The following is a 16,984-nucleotide window of genomic DNA, read 5'->3' on the forward strand; positions in this document are numbered from 1 at the left end:
CGCACGTCGTCAGCCCCCCAGCCCGCGGAGCGCGCTGATGACCGAGTCGACGGTGGGCTGCTGCAGCTCGCCGGCCAGCCGGCCGTCGGCGAGCAGCACGACGCGGTCGGCGTAGGAGGCGGCCACCGGGTCGTGGGTGACCATGACGACGGTCTGCCCGGTCTCCCGCACGCTGGAGCGCAGCAGGTCGAGCACCTCGGCGCCGGAGCGGGAGTCCAGGTTCCCGGTCGGCTCGTCGGCGAAGACGACGTCGGGGCGGGGGAGCAGCGCCCGGGCGACGGCGACCCGCTGCTGCTGGCCACCGGAGAGCTCGTGCGGGCGGTGGTGCAGGCGGTCGCGCAGGCCCAGCCGCTCCACGACGTCGTCCATCCAGGCCCGGTCGGGGCGCTGCCCGGCCAGCTGCATCGGCAGCAGCATGTTCTCCTGCGCGTCGAGCACCGGCAGCAGGTTGAACGCCTGGAAGACGAAGCCGATCCGCTCGCGGCGCAGCTTGGTGAGCTGCTCGTCGCGCAGGCCGGTCAGCTCGGTGTCGCCCAGCCAGACCTGGCCACCGGTGGCGGCGTCGAGCCCGGCCAGGCAGTGCATGAGCGTGGACTTGCCCGAGCCCGAGGGGCCCATGATCGCGGAGAAGGCGCCGCGCTCGAAGTCGACGTCGACCCCGCCGAGTGCGTGCACCGCGGTCTCGCCGGCGCCGTAGGTCTTGCGCAGCCCGCGGGCGCGGGCGGCGGCGGAGTGGCCGGCGGCCGGCGGCTCGCCGGGGACGGACAGGACGGGAACGGACACTTCGGGCCTCCGGACGGACGCGGTTGCTGACGGTGACCACGTTCTCGCCCGGTGACGTCGTCGCGCGTCGGCGCCGGGGCTGGTATCTGCGGGCGCGCCGCTGCCCCCGCAGGAGGACCCGCCGTCATCCTGCGGGTTGATCGTCGGCGCCGTGCAGGAGCACAGCGGCGACGACCGGTGCCCCGGCGGGTGACTCAGGCCGGGGCGTCGCGGAGCAGGTCGGCGGGGGCGACCAGGCCGGTGCGGTAGGCGAGCACCACGGCCTGCACCCGGTCGCGGCTGCCGGTCTTGGCCAGCACCCGGCCCACGTGCGTCTTCACCGTCGCCTCGCTGACGAACAGCCGCTCGGCGACCTCGGTGTTGGTGGCGCCGTAGGCCATCAGCACCAGCACCTCCTTCTCCCGCGGCGTCAGCTCGGCCAGCGCCCGGTCGTCGTGCGGCTGGGCGGCGCCGGTCGGTTCGGCCCCGCGCAGCATGGGGGCGACGTGCTGCAGCAGCCGCCGGGTGGAGCTGGCCGCGATCACCGAGTCACCGGCGTGCACGGTGCGGACCGCGGTGAGCATCTCCTCCGGCGGCGCGTCCTTGAGCAGGAAGCCGCTGGCCCCGGCGCCGATCGCCGACATCACGTACTCGTCGAGGTCGAAGGTGGTCAGCACGACCACCTTCGGTGGGTCGGGGAGGGCGGTCACCTGCTGGGTCGCCGCGATCCCGTCGGTGCCCGGCATGCGGATGTCCATCAGGACGACGTCGGCCGCCGTGGACCGCAGCAGCTCCACCGCCGCGGCGCCGTCGCCGGCCTCGCCCACCACCGTGAGGTCGGGCTGGGAGTCGATCACCATGCGGAAGCCGGCGCGCACCAGCTGCTGGTCGTCGACGAGGACGACGCGGATGGGGCCGGCGGCAGATGTGCTGCTCATCGGGCCGAACGGTAGGGCAGGACGGCGTGCACGCCGAACCCCCCGCCGTGTCGCGGCCCAGCGGTCAGCCGGCCACCGTGCAGCTCGGCGCGCTCGCGCATGCCCAGCAGGCCCTGGCCCTGGCCGTCGGAGTCGGCGATCGCCGCCGCGGCGCCGCGCCCGTCGTCCAGCACGGACAGCTCCAGGCAGTCCGGCCGCCAGTGCAGCCGTACCCAGGCCTTTCCGGCCGGGCCGGCGTGCTTGAGCACGTTGGTCAGCGACTCCTGCACGATCCGGTAGGCGGCCAGCTGCGCGCCGGCGGACATCGGCTGCGGGGAGCCCTCGACCAGCAGGTCGACGTCCAGCCCGCTGGCCGCCACGTCGGTCACCAGGTGGTCGATCGCCGCGATGTCGGGCTGCGGGGCGAACTCCTGCCCGTCGCCCTCGCGGAGCACGCCGAGCAGCGAGCGCATGTCGGTGAGCGCCTGCCGGCCGGTCGCCGAGATCTGCTCCAGCGCATCGGTGGCCGCTGCCGGGTCGGTCTGCCCGGCGTACCGCCCGCCGTCGGCCTGGGCGATCACCACCGACAGCGAATGGGCGACGACGTCGTGCATCTCCCGGGCGATCCTGGCGCGCTCGGCCTGCGCGGCCAGCCGCATCTCCTGCTGGTGCTCCAGCTCCAGCAGCCGGGCGCGCTCCTCCAGGCCGGCGATCCGGAGCACCCGCGCCCGGCGCAGGTCGCCCAGCGCCCAGGCGGCGACCACGGAGACGCCGATGGCTCCGGAGACGATGATCAGGGACTGCGGGTCGAACGAACCGGTGTAGTAGGTGAGGGCGGCGAGCACCGCACCGACCAGGCCGGTGGCCAGGCCGGCCTTCGACGCCCAGCGGGGGGCGTAGGCAGCCAGTGCGTAGACCATCACCAGCGCGGCGAAGTTCGCGGGGAGCAGGTCGGTGGAGTAGGTCAGCAGCTGGATCAGGCAGAGGACGACCACGGCGGCGGCCGCAGGCACCGGTGCCCGGCGCCGCCAGGCCAGGGGAACGCTCAGCAGGAAGCTGAGGACCAGCCCCGCGTCGCCCACGTACCCCGCACCGAACACCGTGGCGAAGAGGAAGAACAGCACCGCGAGCGCGCTGTCGACGGCGAACGGGTGCCGGCGGAGCCCGGCCGCGAGGCGCTCGAGGGCCGTGGGGTCCATGCTGCCGACAGTAGGCAGCGGACGGCGTGCCGTCGTCGTCCTGCGGGGTGAGCCGCGCGTCCGCCCGTGGTGGGACCGGGGCTCAGGCGGGTGAGACGGAGATCCCGGCCGGGCCGACGGTGAACCGGACGTGTGCCAGGTCGGGTGCGTGGGCGTCGGCGTCCAGCTCGTGGTGCGGGTGGGTGTCGCCCACGGCGAGCGTGGTGCACCCGGCGGCACGGGCGGAGGCGAGCCCGGCGGGGGCGTCCTCGACCGCGAGGCAGCGGGCCGGGTCGAACCCGAGCCGCTGGGCGCCGAGCAGGAACGGGTCGGGGGCGGGCTTGCCGTGCTGGACGTCGTCGAAGGTGACGACCTCCCGGGGCCGGGGCAGCCCGGAGCCGGACAGCCGGGCAGCGAGCAGGGTCCGGGTGCACGAGGTCACGATCGCCACGCGCTCCGGAGGCAGGGCGGTCAGCGCGTCGACGGTGCCGGGCAGCACGGCGATGCCCTCCGCGGCCGCCTCGATCTCCAGGTGCTCGATGCGGGCCAGCGCGTCGGCGACCCGCTCGGCGGCCAGCAGCTGCCCGATCACCTGAACGGCCGGGCGGCCGCCCATGCCCAGCTCGCTGAGCACCGCCGGGTCGACGTCGTGCTCCCGGGCCCAGGTGTCCCAGGCGGCCAGCGCACCGCTCATCGAGTCGATCAGCGTGCCGTCCATGTCGAACAGGACGGCGTCGAACGTCCGCCCGGCCAGCGCGTCGATGTCGAGGGAGGTGGTGGTCGGCTCGGGCACGCGGTGATCCTCGCAGTCGCAGTGTGCGTCCTGGCGGTGGGCAGCGCGGTGCCGGGTCGGTGAGGACCGACCCGGCCGCAGTGCTGCGTGCATCAGGTGAGCAGGGGTCCGATGAGGATCTCGGTGCCGTCGGGCCGGAAGGTGCGCCATCGGCCGTCGGGTTGTCGGACGACTGAGAACCCGTGGTGCACCTTGGTGTGGTGGCGTTCGCACAGCAGTGCGGAGTTGCTCAACGACGTCTCACCACCGTGCAGCCAGTGGATCAGGTGGTGGACGTCGCACCACCAGGTCGGGGCACCGCAGCCGGCGAACACGCATCCCTTGTCCCGGCGCTCGACCGCTTTCCGTAGGCCGGGGGTGACCACCCGGTGGTCGCGGCCCAGGTCCAACGGGGTTCCGTCGGGGCCCATCACGATCCGGGAGATGCTCCCGTCGCAGGCCAGGAACCGGACCCGGGCGGCGGAGATCGTGGCGCCGAAGCCCATCTCCGCCGCGCCAGCGCCGGTCGCTGGGTCCACCAGGTCGTCGAGATCGATCCCGACCACCACGTGCGGCTTCACCGTCCGCAGCGTCGGTAGGCTCCCCGACGCGAGCTGGTTGTCACACAACTGCACCAGCGCATCGGCCTGCTGCTGCGACCGCGTCCGGGTGTCACCCTTCGGCCGGTTCGCCTGCACCAGCGACTCCACCGCCGCCTGCAGCTTCTCCCCACCCACCGCATCCAGGTCGAACCGGCCCGTGACGCTCCCATCGGAGTGCTTGGCCAACGTGAACCGCCGCCCCTCCGTCGGGTCCGGCTCCGCCCCGTCCGGGTCGAGCGCCTCGATGAACGCCCGCACCGCCACACCGAGCGAGGCATGCGGCGCCTCCTGCGCCACATCCGCCCACGCGGTGTCGAACGCGCCCAGGTCGATCCCCTGCTCCGCGGCCTGCGCACGCTCGTGGTCGCCCACCGTGCCGGCGACCACGGCGAACTGCGCCGCGGTCACGTGCCCCGCGGCGAACCCCTCGGCCAGCGCCGGGAAGTGCGCCAACGCCCGCCCCGACCGCACCACCCGCGACGCCTCCAACGGCGACAACCGTGCGTGCCCGATCAGCCACGACCGCATCGACGTCAACCCGTCGTGCTCCGTGGCCTGCGTGAGCTCGGCGTGCCGCACCGTGCGGGTCAGCTCCGCGTCCAACCGGTTCCGCGCCGACACCAGCAACGCCGTCCGATCGAGGGTCTGACCGTTCGTCAGGCCATGCAGGTCATCCGCCGCCAACGCGTCCAGCGCCGCCGACAACGGCGACCCGAACAACCCCTCCAGATCACCGGCGGGCAACTCCGCGACCACGTTCGGCGCAGGGGCGTCCAGCGTCAACACGTCGCTCACGGACACCCCTCCCGTCATTCGGATGTGTGTTCGAAGTCTACCGCTGGGGCGACCCGCTCACCAGGCGAATGCGCAGGTCAACCGCCTGTCCACAGATTGCGTCAGGAGGTTGACGAGAGAGCATCAGCGGTGTGCCTCGGCTCGCTGCGATGCTCACGCCCGCGTCACGGGACGACCGCTCTGGTCCCGTTCCGCGGTCGCTCCGCTCCTCACTCGCCGGCGCTCGCTGCGATGCTCACGCCCGCGTCACGGGACGACCGCTCTGGTCCCGTTCCGCGGTCGCTCCGCTCCTCACTCGCCGGCGCTCGCTGCGATGCTCACGCCCGCGTCACGGGACGACCGCTCTGGTCCCGTTCCGCGGTCGCTCCGCTCCTCACTCGCCGGCGCTCGCTGCGATGCTCACGCCCGCGTCACGGGACGACCGTCACCGGCCAGCGGCCCAGGCGCACGAGCCGCACCGCGACCGAGCCGACCACCCGGTGCCCGGCCTGCTCCGACGCGCCGACGACGACGGCGTCGGCCAACAGCTGGTCGGCGATCCGGGTCAGCTCGGTGACCGGGTCGCCGTGCGCGGTGCGGTACTCCGCGTCCACCCCCAGCTGCTCGGCCGCCCGCCCCAGCTCTGCTCGCAGCTCGGCGTCCACCTCCGCCGCCGCCTCCCGGACCAGCGCCTGCGCGGTCGGCACCCAGCCCGCCATCGACGGCACCGCCTCGGTCACGAAGACCGCGATGAGCCGAGACCGCTGCCGCCGGGCGAGGCCTGCTGCGTACGACGCGGCCCGCAGCGACGTCGGGGACCCGTCGACGCCGACCAGGATCACCCGCGGGCCATCGGTCCCCCGCTCGAACGGCCCCACCTCGGTCACGGCGTCATCCAAGCGCACCGGCGGGGGGCGGCGGAGGTCAAGCGCTCGCGCGGTGCTCCAGTTCGGCGGCCCGGTCCCGGGCGGCGCACTCGGCCACGAAGTCGGCCAGGACCCGGCGCAGCGCAACACCCAGCCGGTCGGAGCGCACGTGCAGCTCGTCGCGCAGCAGCAACGGCAGGCCCGTGGTGGCGGTGCCCGCCACCACGCCCAGGTCCTCGGCCAGCGCCGCCTGCTCGGCGGCCACCTCGGCCGCGACCACCTCGGCCGGCAGCGGCCGCCCGTCGGTGCCGGCGAGGAAGAGGCAGGTGAAGACCCGGGTCGAGTCGGCGTCCTCCGGCTGCAGCACCGTGAGGACGGTGGTCCCCGCGCCGTCGGGCGGGGTGAGCCGCAGCAGCAGCTGGAACGGGACCCGGTGCACGTAGGTGGCCTGCAGCACGCCGTCCGTGACGGCCCGCTCCTGACTGCTGCAGAACCCGCCGGGCTCCCGGACGACCGGCTGGTCGGGCACCTCCGCGTCGAGGCCGGCTGCCGTGGCGTGCACGAACGGCACGTGCGCGACGTCGACGAAGGCGTCGAGGAGCGGGCCGGCCGGCGCCGAGGCCCGGACCGGGGGGAGCCAGGCGGCGGTGAACCGTGGGTCGGTGGCCTCGGGCACGGGCAGTGGCCGGTCCAGCGGCTCGTCGGGGGCCAGCCAGATCAGCCCGAGGCGCTCGGCCACGCCCCACGCCGGTGGGTCGGCGTGCAGCTCCCCGCTGCGCCGGTGCACGGTCCAGTTCCGCCCCAGCAGCCGTACCTGCACGTACCCGCCGTCCCGCAGCTCGCCGGCCAGTGCGACCGGGTGCCAGGCGTGCTCCAGCGCCGGGTCGAGGTTGCCGAGCACCGGACCGGTCGGCTCGGGCAGCTCGGGCACCTGCTCCGGATCGGGCGCCGGGCGCGAGCCGCCGGCCCGGGGCGGTCGGGCGACCGGCGTGCGGTCGGGGGCCAGCCACACCCAGCCGTCGCGTTCCTCGACCGCCCACGGCACCGCCAGGTCCGCGCGCGGCGGGGGCGCGCCGTGCGGGCCGAGCGCGGGGATGAGGGTGCAGCGGCCCTCGGCGTTGAACTCCCAGCCGTGGTACCCGCACCGCAGTCGGCCGTCGACGACGGTCGCGGTGGTCAGCGGCACCAGGCGGTGCGGGCAGCGGGCGCCCACGGCGGTGACCTCCGCGCCGGGCGCCAGCCGGACGACGACGTACGGCCGGCCGCCCGCGCCCACCGGCAGCGGCGTCGTCCCGACGTCGGACGAGCGTGCCACCGGGTACCAGCCGGCGCCGTCTCCGGCCGACCCCGGCGCCGTCCGCGCGTCCGTGCCCCGAGTTCCGCCAGCCCAGGAGAACGCCATGTGCCCATGTCAGCAGGGGCGGGTTACCCCGGCGTTGCACCCGGGTGGAGTTCTGTGGCCTTTGCGGACGTTCTCGCAACTTTTCTGCAACGTGTCGCCACGTGATCTTTTCCATGCGGAGGGCGATCCGCCTATGGTGACCGCGATCACGACTCAGGCGATGCACAGAGAGGTGTGCCCGTGACCGCACCGAACGACCGCAGGTTGCTGACCGCGGAGGAGTACCGCCAAGCGCAGGACTCCCCGGAGTTCACCGAGCTACGGCGCCGCTTCCGCAGCTTCGCCGTCCCCATGACGGTCGCCTTCCTGGTCTGGTACGCCCTGTTCGTCCTGCTCTCCACGTACGCCGGTGACTTCATGTCCACCCAGGTGTTCGGCAACGTGAACCTCGGCATCCTGCTGGGGCTGGGCCAGTTCGTGAGCACCTTCCTGATCACCCAGCTCTACGTGCGGCACGCGAGCAAGAACACCGACCCCATCTCCGACGAGATGCGCACCCGTCTCGAGGCCCACGAGTTCGCCGCCCCCCGGACCGAGGAGACCCCCCGTGGCTGACGTGTTCGCCGCCGAGAGCGCGACGATCGGCGAGCCGGCGATCAACATCTCCATCTTCGGCGCGTTCGTGCTGGTGACCCTGTTCATCACCTTCCGCGCCAGCCGGACCAACAAGAGCGCGGCCGACTACTACGCCGCGGGCCGCAACATCACCGGCACCCAGAACGGCCTGGCGATCGCCGGTGACTACCTGTCGGCGGCCTCGTTCCTCGGCATCGCCGGCGCCATCGCCATCTACGGCTACGACGGCTTCCTCTACTCGATCGGCTTCCTCGTCGCCTGGCTGGTGGCGCTGCTGCTGGTCGCTGAGCTGATGCGCAACACGGCCCGGTTCACCATGGCCGACGTCCTGGCCTTCCGGATGCGGCAGGGGCCGGTGCGCACCGCCGCCGCCATCTCCACCCTGTTCGTCTCGCTCTTCTACCTGCTGGCCCAGATGGCCGGCGCCGGGGGCCTGGTCGCCCTGCTGCTGGGCGTCAGCGGCGCCGCCGCCGAGGCCCTGGTCGTGGTCGTCGTCGGCGCGTTGATGATCTTCTACGTGCTGGTCGGCGGCATGCGCGGCACCACCTACGTGCAGATGATCAAGGCGACGCTGCTCATCGCCGGTGCGCTCGTGATGACGATCTGGGTGCTCGCCGAGTACGGCTTCAACTTCTCCTCGCTGCTGGGCGGGGCGGTGTCCTCGGAGGGGCAGCAGGTGCTGGAGCCCGGAGCCCAGTACGGGGCGTCGAACGCCACCCGGCTGGACTTCATCAGCCTCGCGCTGGCCCTGGTGCTCGGCACCGCCGGCCTGCCGCACGTGCTGATGCGCTTCTACACGGTGCCCACCGCCAAGGACGCCCGGAAGTCCGTTGTCTGGGCCATCTGGCTGATCGGCGCCTTCTACCTGTTCAGCCTGGTCATCGGCTACGGCGCCGGCGCCCTCGTGGGCTCCGAGGCGATCCTCGCGGCGCCCGGCGGGGTGAACGCGGCGGCTCCGCTGCTCGCGTTCGAGCTCGGCGGCACGGTGCTGCTGGGCATCATCGCGGGCGTCGCCTTCGCCACGATCCTCGCGGTCGTGGCCGGGCTGACCATCACCGCGTCGGCCTCCTTCGCCCACGACGTCTACGCATCGGTGCTCAAGAAGGGCCAGGTGGCGGCGAACGCGGAGGTCCGGGTCGCCCGGATCACCGCCCTCGTCATCGGCGCGATCTCCATCGGGCTGGGCATCCTGGCGCTGCAGGCCGGGATCAACATCGCCTTCCTGGTGGCGCTGGCGTTCGCGGTGGCGGCCTCGGCCAACCTGCCGACCATCCTCTACACGCTCTTCTGGAAGAACTTCACCACCCAGGGCGCGCTGTGGTCGATCTACGGCGGGCTGATCGTCTGCATCGGCCTGATCATCTTCTCGCCGGTGGTCTCGGGGTCGGAGACGGCGATGTTCTCCAACTTCGACATCGCGTGGTTCCCGCTGCGGAACCCGGGTCTGGTCTCCATCCCGCTGTCGTTCTTCCTGGGCTGGCTGGGCACGAAGGTCTCGAAGGAGAAGCCGGACGTCGACAAGTACGCCGAGCTCGAGGTCCGGTCGCTGACCGGCATCGGCGCGGAGAAGGCGGTCGCGCACTGAGCCGGCACCGCTGAACGCCACACGAGGCCCGTCCCCGGCAGGGGGCGGGCCTCGTGTGGTCCCGCCCGGCGGTGCGGACGCCGGTGGGACGGCGGTGAGCCCGGACGACGGGCTCAGGCGGTGGCGCGGGCCGGTTCCTCGGCCAACGGGGACGCCGGCAGCACCGCGTCGACGGCGTCCGTGGCGAGGGCGCGCATCGGGGTGGGGACCGTCGCGGCCACGGACCGGCGCCGGCGGACGGCCCAGCGGCTGACCAGCCCGGCGAGGACGAGGCCGCCGGCGAGGGCCTGCTCGGCCGGGGCGGTCAGCGCCACGGCCAGGGCAGCGAGGTAGACGGCCGTCAGCAGCGCCGACGCGGCGGTCACCCGAGCGGGGACGCGGAGCGTGGGCAGGTGGACGGCCGGCAGGTGCGGGACGGGTGCGGACAGGTGCACGGAACCCTCCATGGGATCGGCGCCCGCCGGGCCGGCGCCCCGGGCCCGCTGGGAGCGGAACCGGGAGCGCCGGCACGGCGACGGCGCGACGAGCACGCTCACGCGCGGGGGCGCGCGAGCCCGCGGGTCACTTCAGGGCGTCCTTGGCCTTCTGCAGCAGGTTGTCCATCTTGGTCTGCGGCGAGCCGTACAGGCGCGGGTCACCCGGCGGCAGGATCGGTGCGTCGGCGCTGGCGGCGATCGGGGCGGCGCGCAAGGTGTTGTCCGTGCCGTCCAGTGCCGGGCCGTTGGCCCAGCGGCCGTTGGCGGCCTCGGGGCCGTCGGAGGCGTCGATGAAGGTGTAGGCGAACTCCGGGAGCTCCTCCTCCAGCGGGAAGGCCTCGGGGACGGGCAGGCCCTCGATGCCGTCCTCCTTCAGCTGCTCCATCGCGGCGAGCCACTGCTGCTGGTGGTAGTGGTCCCGGGTGAGCAGGAAGCGGAGCAGGTCCTTGACGCCGTGGTCGTCGGTCATGTTCCACAGCCGGGCGACCTGGAGGCGGCCCTGCATCTCGGCGGTGGCGTTGTAGGAGAAGTCCGCCATCAGGTTGCCGCTGGCGGTGACGTAGGCGCCCGTCCAGGGGTTGCCCATGCTGTCCATGTAGGACGCGCCGGCGCCGTTCTGGATGAGGTGCTGCGGGTTGTGCTGGCCGTACCCGGCGGCCGCCTCCTTGGTGCGGTCCGCGGAGTCCGGCTTCAGCGGCGCGTGGTCGAGCAGCCGGTCGATCATCGTCACGATCATCTCGACGTGCGCGAGCTCCTCGGTGCCGATGGCCAGGAGCAGGTCCTTGTACTTGCCGGGCAGCCGGCAGTTCCAGCCCTGCAGCAGGTACTGCGTCGCGACGGTCATCTCACCCCACTGACCGCCGAGCACCTCCTGCATCTTGCGGGCGAAGTCCGGGTCCGGGCCGTCGGGCTTGGCCTCGTACTGCAGGGCGTGGGTGTGCGTGAACACGGGCGTCTCCTCTGGTCGAGCCGTTCGCCGTCCGCCCCGTTCGGGGCGACACACTCCAGATGCCCCCGCCCGGTGACACCCCCGTGCCGTCCGGTGGCCCGCAGGGGCCGACCTGGTCAGCGGTCGGGGAGGCGCACCACCAGGGTGAAGGCGCCGTCCTCGGCGCGGCACCAGGCCAGCCGGCCACCCAGCTCCCGGGTCTGCCGCTGCACCGACCACAGCCCCAGTCCGGTCAGGTCGACCGGCGGGGTGGGCCGGCTGAGGTGCCCGAGCACCCGCTCGGCCGGCACGCCGTGCTGGGTCAGCGCCAGCTCGACCCAGCCGCGGCGACGGCGGACGACGAGCCGGACCTCCTCGCCCCCGCCGTGCCGGTGGGCGTTCTCGAGCAGGTTGGTGAGGATCCGCTGCACCCGGGCGTCGGCGACCGCGACGTCGGCGGCGTCCGGCGTCAGCTCCAGCCGCAACTGGTGCTCGGCCAGGCCGGAGGCGCCGACGGACGCCCGGATCACCTCGGCGAGCCGCCGCACCCCGCGCCGCTCGGGTGCCCCGGCGGTGGCGTTCGCGGTGCGCAGCATGGAGGACAGGTGGTGGGCCTGGTCCCGGGCCAGCTGGAGCAGCTCCGGGCGGCCGGCGGCGTCGCCGTCCAGCCGGTCGAGCACCGACTCCAGCGCGGCCAGGGGGCTGCGCATGTCGTGGCAGAGCGCGCGCACCAGCGCGTCGCCGGTGCTCACCGCCTCCTGGCCGGGCGTGGGCAGGTGGCTGCGCACCACCCGGACCAGGTCGGTGACCAGGGCGGGGAGTGACGCGGGTCGTGTGTCGGCAGCGAGGGTCACGGGCACCTCCGGGGTTGCCCCCGGTCAGCCGCGCGGGCGCGGTCGACCAGAGGGGAGTGACGTGGAGGGACCCGGAGCCGGAGCTGAGCACCGTCCCCCCGTGGACGTGGTCGTCATCGACGACCACCCGTTGTTCAGCCGGGGCCTGGAGCTGCTGCTCCCCCCGGAGAGCGGTGGCCGGGTCCGCGTCGTGGGCACGACGGACGACGCCTCCGCCGGTGCGGCGCTGGTGCGCCGGCACCACGCGGACGTCGCCGTCGTCGACCTGCACATGCCGCCGCCCGGCGGCGCCCGGGCGATCGCGGCGATCCGCCGGGCCGACCCGATGGTGCGCGTCGTCGCGCTGTCCGGGCTGGCCGAGGCCGACGCCGCCCTGGAGGCGCTGCGCGCCGGGGCCAGCGGCTTCCTGCCCAAGACGGCCAGCCCGGAGGCGCTGGTGCGGCCGCTGCTGGCCGTGCTCGACGGCTGGTCGGTGATCCCCGAGTCGCTGCTGCGCCAGCTGCTCGACGACGCGGCCCCCGTGGCCGACCAGGGCATCGCGGCTCAGCTCAGCGCCGACGACCGGCGGCTGTGGCGGCTGATCGCCGCCGGCACGAGCACCGTCGACATCGCCACGACCCTGCACGTCTCCGAGCGCACGGTGAAGCGGTTGGTGGCCAACCTGCTGCGCCAGCTGAAGGTGTCCACCCGGGTGGAGGCCGCTGCGCTGGCCGGCCGCATCGGGCTCGGGCAGGACGGCGCGGCCTGACACCCCGGGGGTCACGGCGCTGGTCTCCATCGCCCGCGCCCTACCCGGCGCGCTCGGTCGCACGCGCGGACCGGACAGTTCCGTTGTGCGCGAGCTGACGGTGCTCGGCCGGTCGCCTACCGTTCCCGCATGGCTTCCCGGATCGTGCTCCTCGGCGCCACCGGCCACACCGGCGGCCGGACGGCGGCGGCGCTGGTCGCCCGCGGCGCCCGCCCGGTGCTCGCCGGTCGCGACCCCCACCGCCTGGCGGACCTGGCCGGCCGGCTCGGAACCGGCGACGGCCCGCTGGAGACCGCGGTGGTCGACGTCGGTGACGCCCCTTCGGTCCGCGCTCTGCTGACGGCCGGGGACGTGCTGGTCAGCACGGTGGGCCCGTTCCTCCGGCTCGGCGAGCCGGTGGTCACCGCCGCGGTCGAGGCCGGCGCGGTCTACCTGGACTCCACCGGTGAGCCCCCCTTCCTCCGCCGGGTGTTCGAGCGGCACGGCCCCCGCGCCGCGGTGACCGGTGCCGCCCTGCTCACCGCCTTCGGGCACGACTACGTGCCCGGCAACCTCGCCGCCGCGCTGGCCCTGGCCGACGCCGGGTCGCGGGCGCACCGGGTCGACGTGGGCTACGCCCTGGACGGGGTGCGCGGCCAGGCCTTCTCCCGGGGGACGTTCAGCTCGCTGGCCGGGGTGGTGCTCGAGGAGGGGCACGCCTTCACCGACGGCCGGCTGGTCGACGAGCCGGCCGGCGCGCGCACCTGGGTGTTCGATGCGGCCGGGCGCCGTCGCGAAGGGCTGTCGGTCGGCGGGTCGGAGCACCTGGCGCTGCCCGGGCTCGCCCCGACGCTGCGGGAGGTCGGCGTCTGCCTGGACTGGTTCGGGCCGGCGACCCCGGTCGCCCATCGGCTCGCGCCGCTGGCCCCCTGGGTGCGGCGGGTGCCCGGCGCGCAGACCGGCCTGACCCGGCTCGCCGACCTGGTCGCCGGCCGGCTCGCCGAGGCGCCGTCGGACCGCGGCGACGTGCGCACCGCGGTCGTCGCGGAGGTGCGCGATCCGCGGGGCGTGCGGGTCGCCCGCGTCGAGCTCGGCGGCCCCGACCCGTACGCGATGACCGCCGACCTGCTCGCCTGGGGCGCGGTGCGCGCCGCTGCCGGTGGCGTGACCGGGGTCGGCGCCCTCGGGCCGGTGCAGGCGTTCGGGCTGGCGGAGCTCACCGCCGGTGCCGCCACGGCCGGTCTCGTCCGGCGGTGACCGACCGCCTGGCCTGCGTCGACATCGGTTCCACGTGGACCAAGGCGGCGCTGGTCGAGCTGCCGGGCGGGCGGCTGCTGGCCACCCGGCAGGCACCGACCACCCCGGACGACGTCGTCGCCGGGGTGCTCGCCGCGACCGCGGGGTGGGACGCCGAGGTGCGGGCCTGCTCCAGCGCCGGCGGTGGGCTGCGGCTGGCGGTGGCCGGCTACGAGGAGCTGATCAGCGCCGAGGCCGGGCACCGGGCTGCCCTCTCCGCCGGCGCCCGGGTGGTGCACGTGACCGCCGGCCGGCTGGACAGCGCCGCCCTGGCCGCCCTGGCCGCGGCCGGGCCCGACGTCGTCCTGCTGGTCGGCGGCACCGACGGCGGCGACGCCGCGGTGCTCCGGCACAACGCGGCAGCCCTGGCAGGGTCGGCCGCGCTGCAGGGGCCCGGTGCGAGCGTGCGAGTGCCGGGAGGCAGCGGGGTCCTGCCGAGGTTCGTCCCGGTGGTGCTGGCCGGCAACGCGGCGGTGCGGGACGAGGTGGCCGCGGTGCTCACCGCCGCCGGCACCCCGGTCACCGTGGCCGACAACGTGCTGCCCGACATCGGCGTGCTGGCCCCGGACTCGGCCCGCGCCGCGATCCGGGAGGTGTTCCTGACCCACGTCATCGGCGGCGACCGGCTCTCCGCCGACCGGCGGCTGCGCCGGTGGGTGCGGGCGGTCACCCCGGACGCGGTCCTGGACGGGGTCGCCGCGCTGGCCGCGCAGCGCGCCGGGCACGGGCGTCCCGGGGTGCTGGTGCTCGACGTGGGCGGGGCGACCACCGACGTGCACTGCGTGCCCGCGGTCGACGCCGAGCAGGCGGCGCTGCAGCGCGCGGCGGTCGGCGTGCCGGCCCGGCGGCGCACCGTGGAGGGCGACCTCGGGGTGCACGCCAGCGCCGGCGCGCTGCGGGCCGCCGCCCGTGCGGAGGGGCTGGCCGACCCGGGGGAGGAGCCGCTGGCCCTGGGCGAGACCGCCGCCGTCGTGGCGCTGCGCCGGCACCTGCGCGCCGAGGCCGCCTACGGGCCCGGCGGGGCCAGCGCCCGCGGGGTGGGGCTCGTCGTCCTCTCCGGCGGGGTGTTCCGGCACGCCGCGCCGGCCGACGTCGCCGCGGTGGTCGACCGGGTGGCCGCGGACCGGGGTGGCGCGGGTGGCGTGCTGGCGGAGGCCGACGTCGTCGTCGACACCCGGTACGTGCTGGGCGCGGCCGGGCTGCTCGCCGGTGACGAACCCGCGGCGGCGGCCGGACTGCTCGGCGCGCTGCTGCCCGGCTGAGCGCCGGTCAGCGGGAGAGGGTGCCCGCCCAGGGGCCGGAGGCGACGACGGCGAAGCCCGCCGCCTCGTCGGCGGCCATGTCCACCGCGGCGTAGCCGCCGCTGCCCGCGCCCACGCAGGCCTGCACGGTGGCCAGCCCGGCCCGCCGCTGGAAGAAGGTCTGCCGGACCTGCCAGCCCACGACGGCCCGCCGCTGCAGCACGACGTGCTCGCGGACCAGCCAGCCCGACCGCACCGCCAGGGTCGGGCCGCCGACCGCGTGCCCGAGCGAGGCGTACCGCGCCCGGGCGACCGGGAAGGCCAGCACGGTCAGCACCCCGCCGACGGCAACCAGCGGCCACCAGTCCGACGACCGCGCTGAGAGCACCACCCCGGCCAGCAGGACGACGACGCCGGGCACGAGCGCGCGCAGCACCCGGCGGCGCAGCGCGGCCTTCGGGTGGGGGTGGAGCGGCCCGGGGCTGGGCACCAGCGAGTCGCTCAGCAGCCAGGCCTGCGCGCGCGGCCCGAGCGGGAGCAGCTGTCCGCGCCGGGTGGCGTCGCCCAGGCCGGTGACCAGGGCGGTCGCCCGTGCGGCGCCGACCAGCCGCATCCCCAGCCCGTCGCTCACCGCGCAGCCGCGGATCCGGTCGACCTCCAGGTCGGTGTGCCGGCGGGTGAGCAGGCCACGCTCGGCCACCAGCGACCCACCGCGGCGGACCAGCCGGAACCGCCAGTTGACCACCGCGGCGCCGAGCACCGACGCGACCGCCAGGAGCAGCAGCGCACCGGCCACCACGGCGGCGATGAACCAGCCGTCGACGACGTCCAGCTGCTCGACGTCGGGGGTGAGCTCGGGCAGGTAGTCGTCGGGCAGCTCGTCGACGAGCCGGAACAGCGCGCCGACCGCGGCCAGCGGAACCACCAGGTAGGTGCCGATCAGCGGGGCGTACAGCAGCCACCGGGGGCGCAGCCGCAGCAGCTCCTCCTCGGCCGGCTCCGGTGCGGAGTGCCGCCCGGTCGCCACCGCCGGGGCCGCGTGCCGGTGGGAGAGCAGGTGCTCCCGGAGCCGGTCGCCCTCGGCGCTGGGCACGCCGTCGACGACGAGCTCCTCGTCGTTCCCGGCGGCGCCGGCGGCGGCGTCGATCCGCACCCGCACCAGGCCGAACAGCCGGTGCAGCGGCGGGGTCTCGATCTCCACGCCACGGATCCGGTCGATCGGCACCGTGCGGGTGGAGCGGGAGACCAGCCCGCGGGTGACCACCACCGAGGTCTCACCTGCGGTGTAGGTGAACCGCCACCAGGTGAGCGCGGCCCACACCAGGGACAGCACGGTGACCCCGACGACCAGCACGACGGCCGCCCGGGGGCCGCCCTCCAGCCCCCGCCCGGCGGCGATCGCCAGCGCGACCGGCACCAGCGAGCGAGCCTGCTTGAAGGTGATCGTGTGCACCAGCAGCACCCGCGGGGAGGTGCGCCGGCCCACCGGCGCCTCCGGCTGGGGCGGCGCGGTCACGTCGCGACGTCCCGCACCTGCTCGGCCCGGCGGGCGAGGTCCTCGGCGACCTGCCGGGCGACGTCGACCTCCAGGTGCCAGATCCGCACCGTGCCCTGCGAGGAGGCGGTGAGCACCGCCACCGTGGCCAGCCCGAACATCGTCTGCAGCAGGCCGCGGTTGACGTCGACGGTCTGGATGCGGGAGATCGGCACCAGCGTCCAGGTGCGGTTCAGCCAGCCGGTGAGGGTGTAGACCGCCTCCCCGGTGACCTCCCAGCGGTGCACCCGCCAGCGAAGCCGCGGCTGCACGCCGATGGCGAGGACGGCGTCGACGGCGAGCAGGGCGACCCCGAGCCAGCGCACGACCTGCACCCAGCCGCCGGCGTCCGGGGGCACGGACAGCCAGAAGGCGGTGACCGCGAGCGCCCAGAAGAGGGTGCTGAGCGCGCCCTGCACCGTCCACAGGCCGATGGCCGAACGGGACAGCGGCCAGGCGGGGTCCCGGGCCGGTGGGGGAGCGGACATCGCCGC

General features: G+C 75.2%; 17 protein-coding genes. 5 read left to right on the forward strand and 12 right to left on the reverse strand.

Annotation, left to right across the window (positions count from 1 at the left end; translation table 11 throughout):
* Positions 1-9 precede the first annotated feature (9 nt).
* From ACI79A_RS01610 to ACI79A_RS01640, 7 genes are all read right to left on the reverse strand, one after another.
* Positions 10-783, reverse strand: coding sequence for an ABC transporter ATP-binding protein (locus ACI79A_RS01610; protein WP_457079228.1), 774 nt, complete (start codon positions 781-783; stop codon positions 10-12).
* Between the two features lie 194 nt (positions 784-977).
* A complete protein-coding gene (locus ACI79A_RS01615) occupies positions 978-1,700 on the reverse strand; it encodes a response regulator (protein ID WP_457079230.1) in 723 nt (240 codons plus the stop codon).
* Positions 1,697-2,878: a sensor histidine kinase gene (locus ACI79A_RS01620; protein ID WP_457079232.1), complete on the reverse strand. Its 1,182-nt coding sequence runs from the start codon at positions 2,876-2,878 to the stop codon at positions 1,697-1,699. Before ACI79A_RS01620 ends, ACI79A_RS01615 begins: the two co-directional genes overlap by 4 nt.
* Positions 2,879-2,960: 82 nt before the next feature.
* Complete coding sequence (locus tag ACI79A_RS01625) at positions 2,961-3,650, reverse strand: HAD-IA family hydrolase (RefSeq protein ID WP_457079234.1); 690 nt, start codon at positions 3,648-3,650, stop codon at positions 2,961-2,963.
* A 92-nt stretch (positions 3,651-3,742) separates the two neighbouring features.
* On the reverse strand, positions 3,743-5,026 hold the full coding sequence (locus tag ACI79A_RS01630) for a DUF222 domain-containing protein (RefSeq protein ID WP_457079236.1): 1,284 nt from the start codon (positions 5,024-5,026) through the stop codon (positions 3,743-3,745).
* 410 nt (positions 5,027-5,436) lie between these two features.
* Entirely contained in the window at positions 5,437-5,892 is a 456-nt protein-coding gene (locus ACI79A_RS01635; RefSeq protein ID WP_457079239.1) for a universal stress protein, read from the reverse strand.
* Positions 5,893-5,929: 37 nt separating this feature from the next.
* On the reverse strand, positions 5,930-7,186 hold the full coding sequence (locus tag ACI79A_RS01640; RefSeq protein ID WP_457079241.1) for a Rieske 2Fe-2S domain-containing protein: 1,257 nt from the start codon (positions 7,184-7,186) through the stop codon (positions 5,930-5,932).
* A 267-nt stretch (positions 7,187-7,453) separates the two neighbouring features.
* On the opposite strand from ACI79A_RS01640, the gene ACI79A_RS01645 reads away from it, so the two are divergent.
* Both ACI79A_RS01645 and ACI79A_RS01650 read left to right on the forward strand, forming a co-directional pair.
* The gene (locus tag ACI79A_RS01645) at positions 7,454-7,828 is read left to right on the forward strand and encodes a DUF485 domain-containing protein (RefSeq protein WP_457079243.1); all 375 of its coding nucleotides are present in this window, start codon (positions 7,454-7,456) and stop codon (positions 7,826-7,828) included.
* A complete protein-coding gene (locus ACI79A_RS01650; protein WP_457079245.1) occupies positions 7,821-9,434 on the forward strand; it encodes a solute symporter family protein in 1,614 nt (537 codons plus the stop codon). The genes ACI79A_RS01645 and ACI79A_RS01650 overlap by 8 nt, the downstream gene beginning before the upstream one ends.
* A gap of 113 nt (positions 9,435-9,547) precedes the next feature.
* Here the strand turns inward: ACI79A_RS01650 and ACI79A_RS01655 are convergent, their stop codons facing one another.
* The 3 genes from ACI79A_RS01655 to ACI79A_RS01665 form a co-directional block, all read right to left on the reverse strand.
* Positions 9,548-9,868, reverse strand: coding sequence for a hypothetical protein (locus tag ACI79A_RS01655; RefSeq protein WP_457079247.1), 321 nt, complete (start codon positions 9,866-9,868; stop codon positions 9,548-9,550).
* Positions 9,869-9,995: 127 nt separating this feature from the next.
* On the reverse strand, positions 9,996-10,859 hold the full coding sequence (locus ACI79A_RS01660) for a manganese catalase family protein (protein WP_457079249.1): 864 nt from the start codon (positions 10,857-10,859) through the stop codon (positions 9,996-9,998).
* 116 nt (positions 10,860-10,975) lie between these two features.
* A complete protein-coding gene (locus tag ACI79A_RS01665; protein WP_457079251.1) occupies positions 10,976-11,692 on the reverse strand; it encodes an ATP-binding protein in 717 nt (238 codons plus the stop codon).
* A gap of 100 nt (positions 11,693-11,792) precedes the next feature.
* On the opposite strand from ACI79A_RS01665, the gene ACI79A_RS01670 reads away from it, so the two are divergent.
* From ACI79A_RS01670 to ACI79A_RS01680, 3 genes are all read left to right on the forward strand, one after another.
* Positions 11,793-12,440, forward strand: coding sequence for a response regulator (locus ACI79A_RS01670; protein WP_457079253.1), 648 nt, complete (start codon positions 11,793-11,795; stop codon positions 12,438-12,440).
* 129 nt (positions 12,441-12,569) lie between these two features.
* Positions 12,570-13,676, forward strand: a complete 1,107-nt coding sequence (locus ACI79A_RS01675) for a saccharopine dehydrogenase family protein (protein ID WP_457079255.1) — start codon at positions 12,570-12,572, stop codon at positions 13,674-13,676.
* Positions 13,673-14,977, forward strand: a complete 1,305-nt coding sequence (locus ACI79A_RS01680) for a glutamate mutase L (RefSeq protein ID WP_457079257.1) — start codon at positions 13,673-13,675, stop codon at positions 14,975-14,977. Before ACI79A_RS01675 ends, ACI79A_RS01680 begins: the two co-directional genes overlap by 4 nt.
* 7 nt (positions 14,978-14,984) lie before the next feature.
* Here the strand turns inward: ACI79A_RS01680 and ACI79A_RS01685 are convergent, their stop codons facing one another.
* Positions 14,985-16,472 (reverse strand): PH domain-containing protein, encoded by a 1,488-nt coding sequence (locus ACI79A_RS01685; RefSeq protein ID WP_457079259.1) that lies wholly within the window; start codon positions 16,470-16,472, stop codon positions 14,985-14,987.
* Positions 16,469-16,978, reverse strand: coding sequence for a PH domain-containing protein (locus tag ACI79A_RS01690; RefSeq protein WP_457079261.1), 510 nt, complete (start codon positions 16,976-16,978; stop codon positions 16,469-16,471). The genes ACI79A_RS01685 and ACI79A_RS01690 overlap by 4 nt, the downstream gene beginning before the upstream one ends.
* Positions 16,979-16,984: the final 6 nt, after the last annotated feature.

The sequence above is a fragment of the Modestobacter sp. SYSU DS0657 genome (assembly GCF_054050925.1).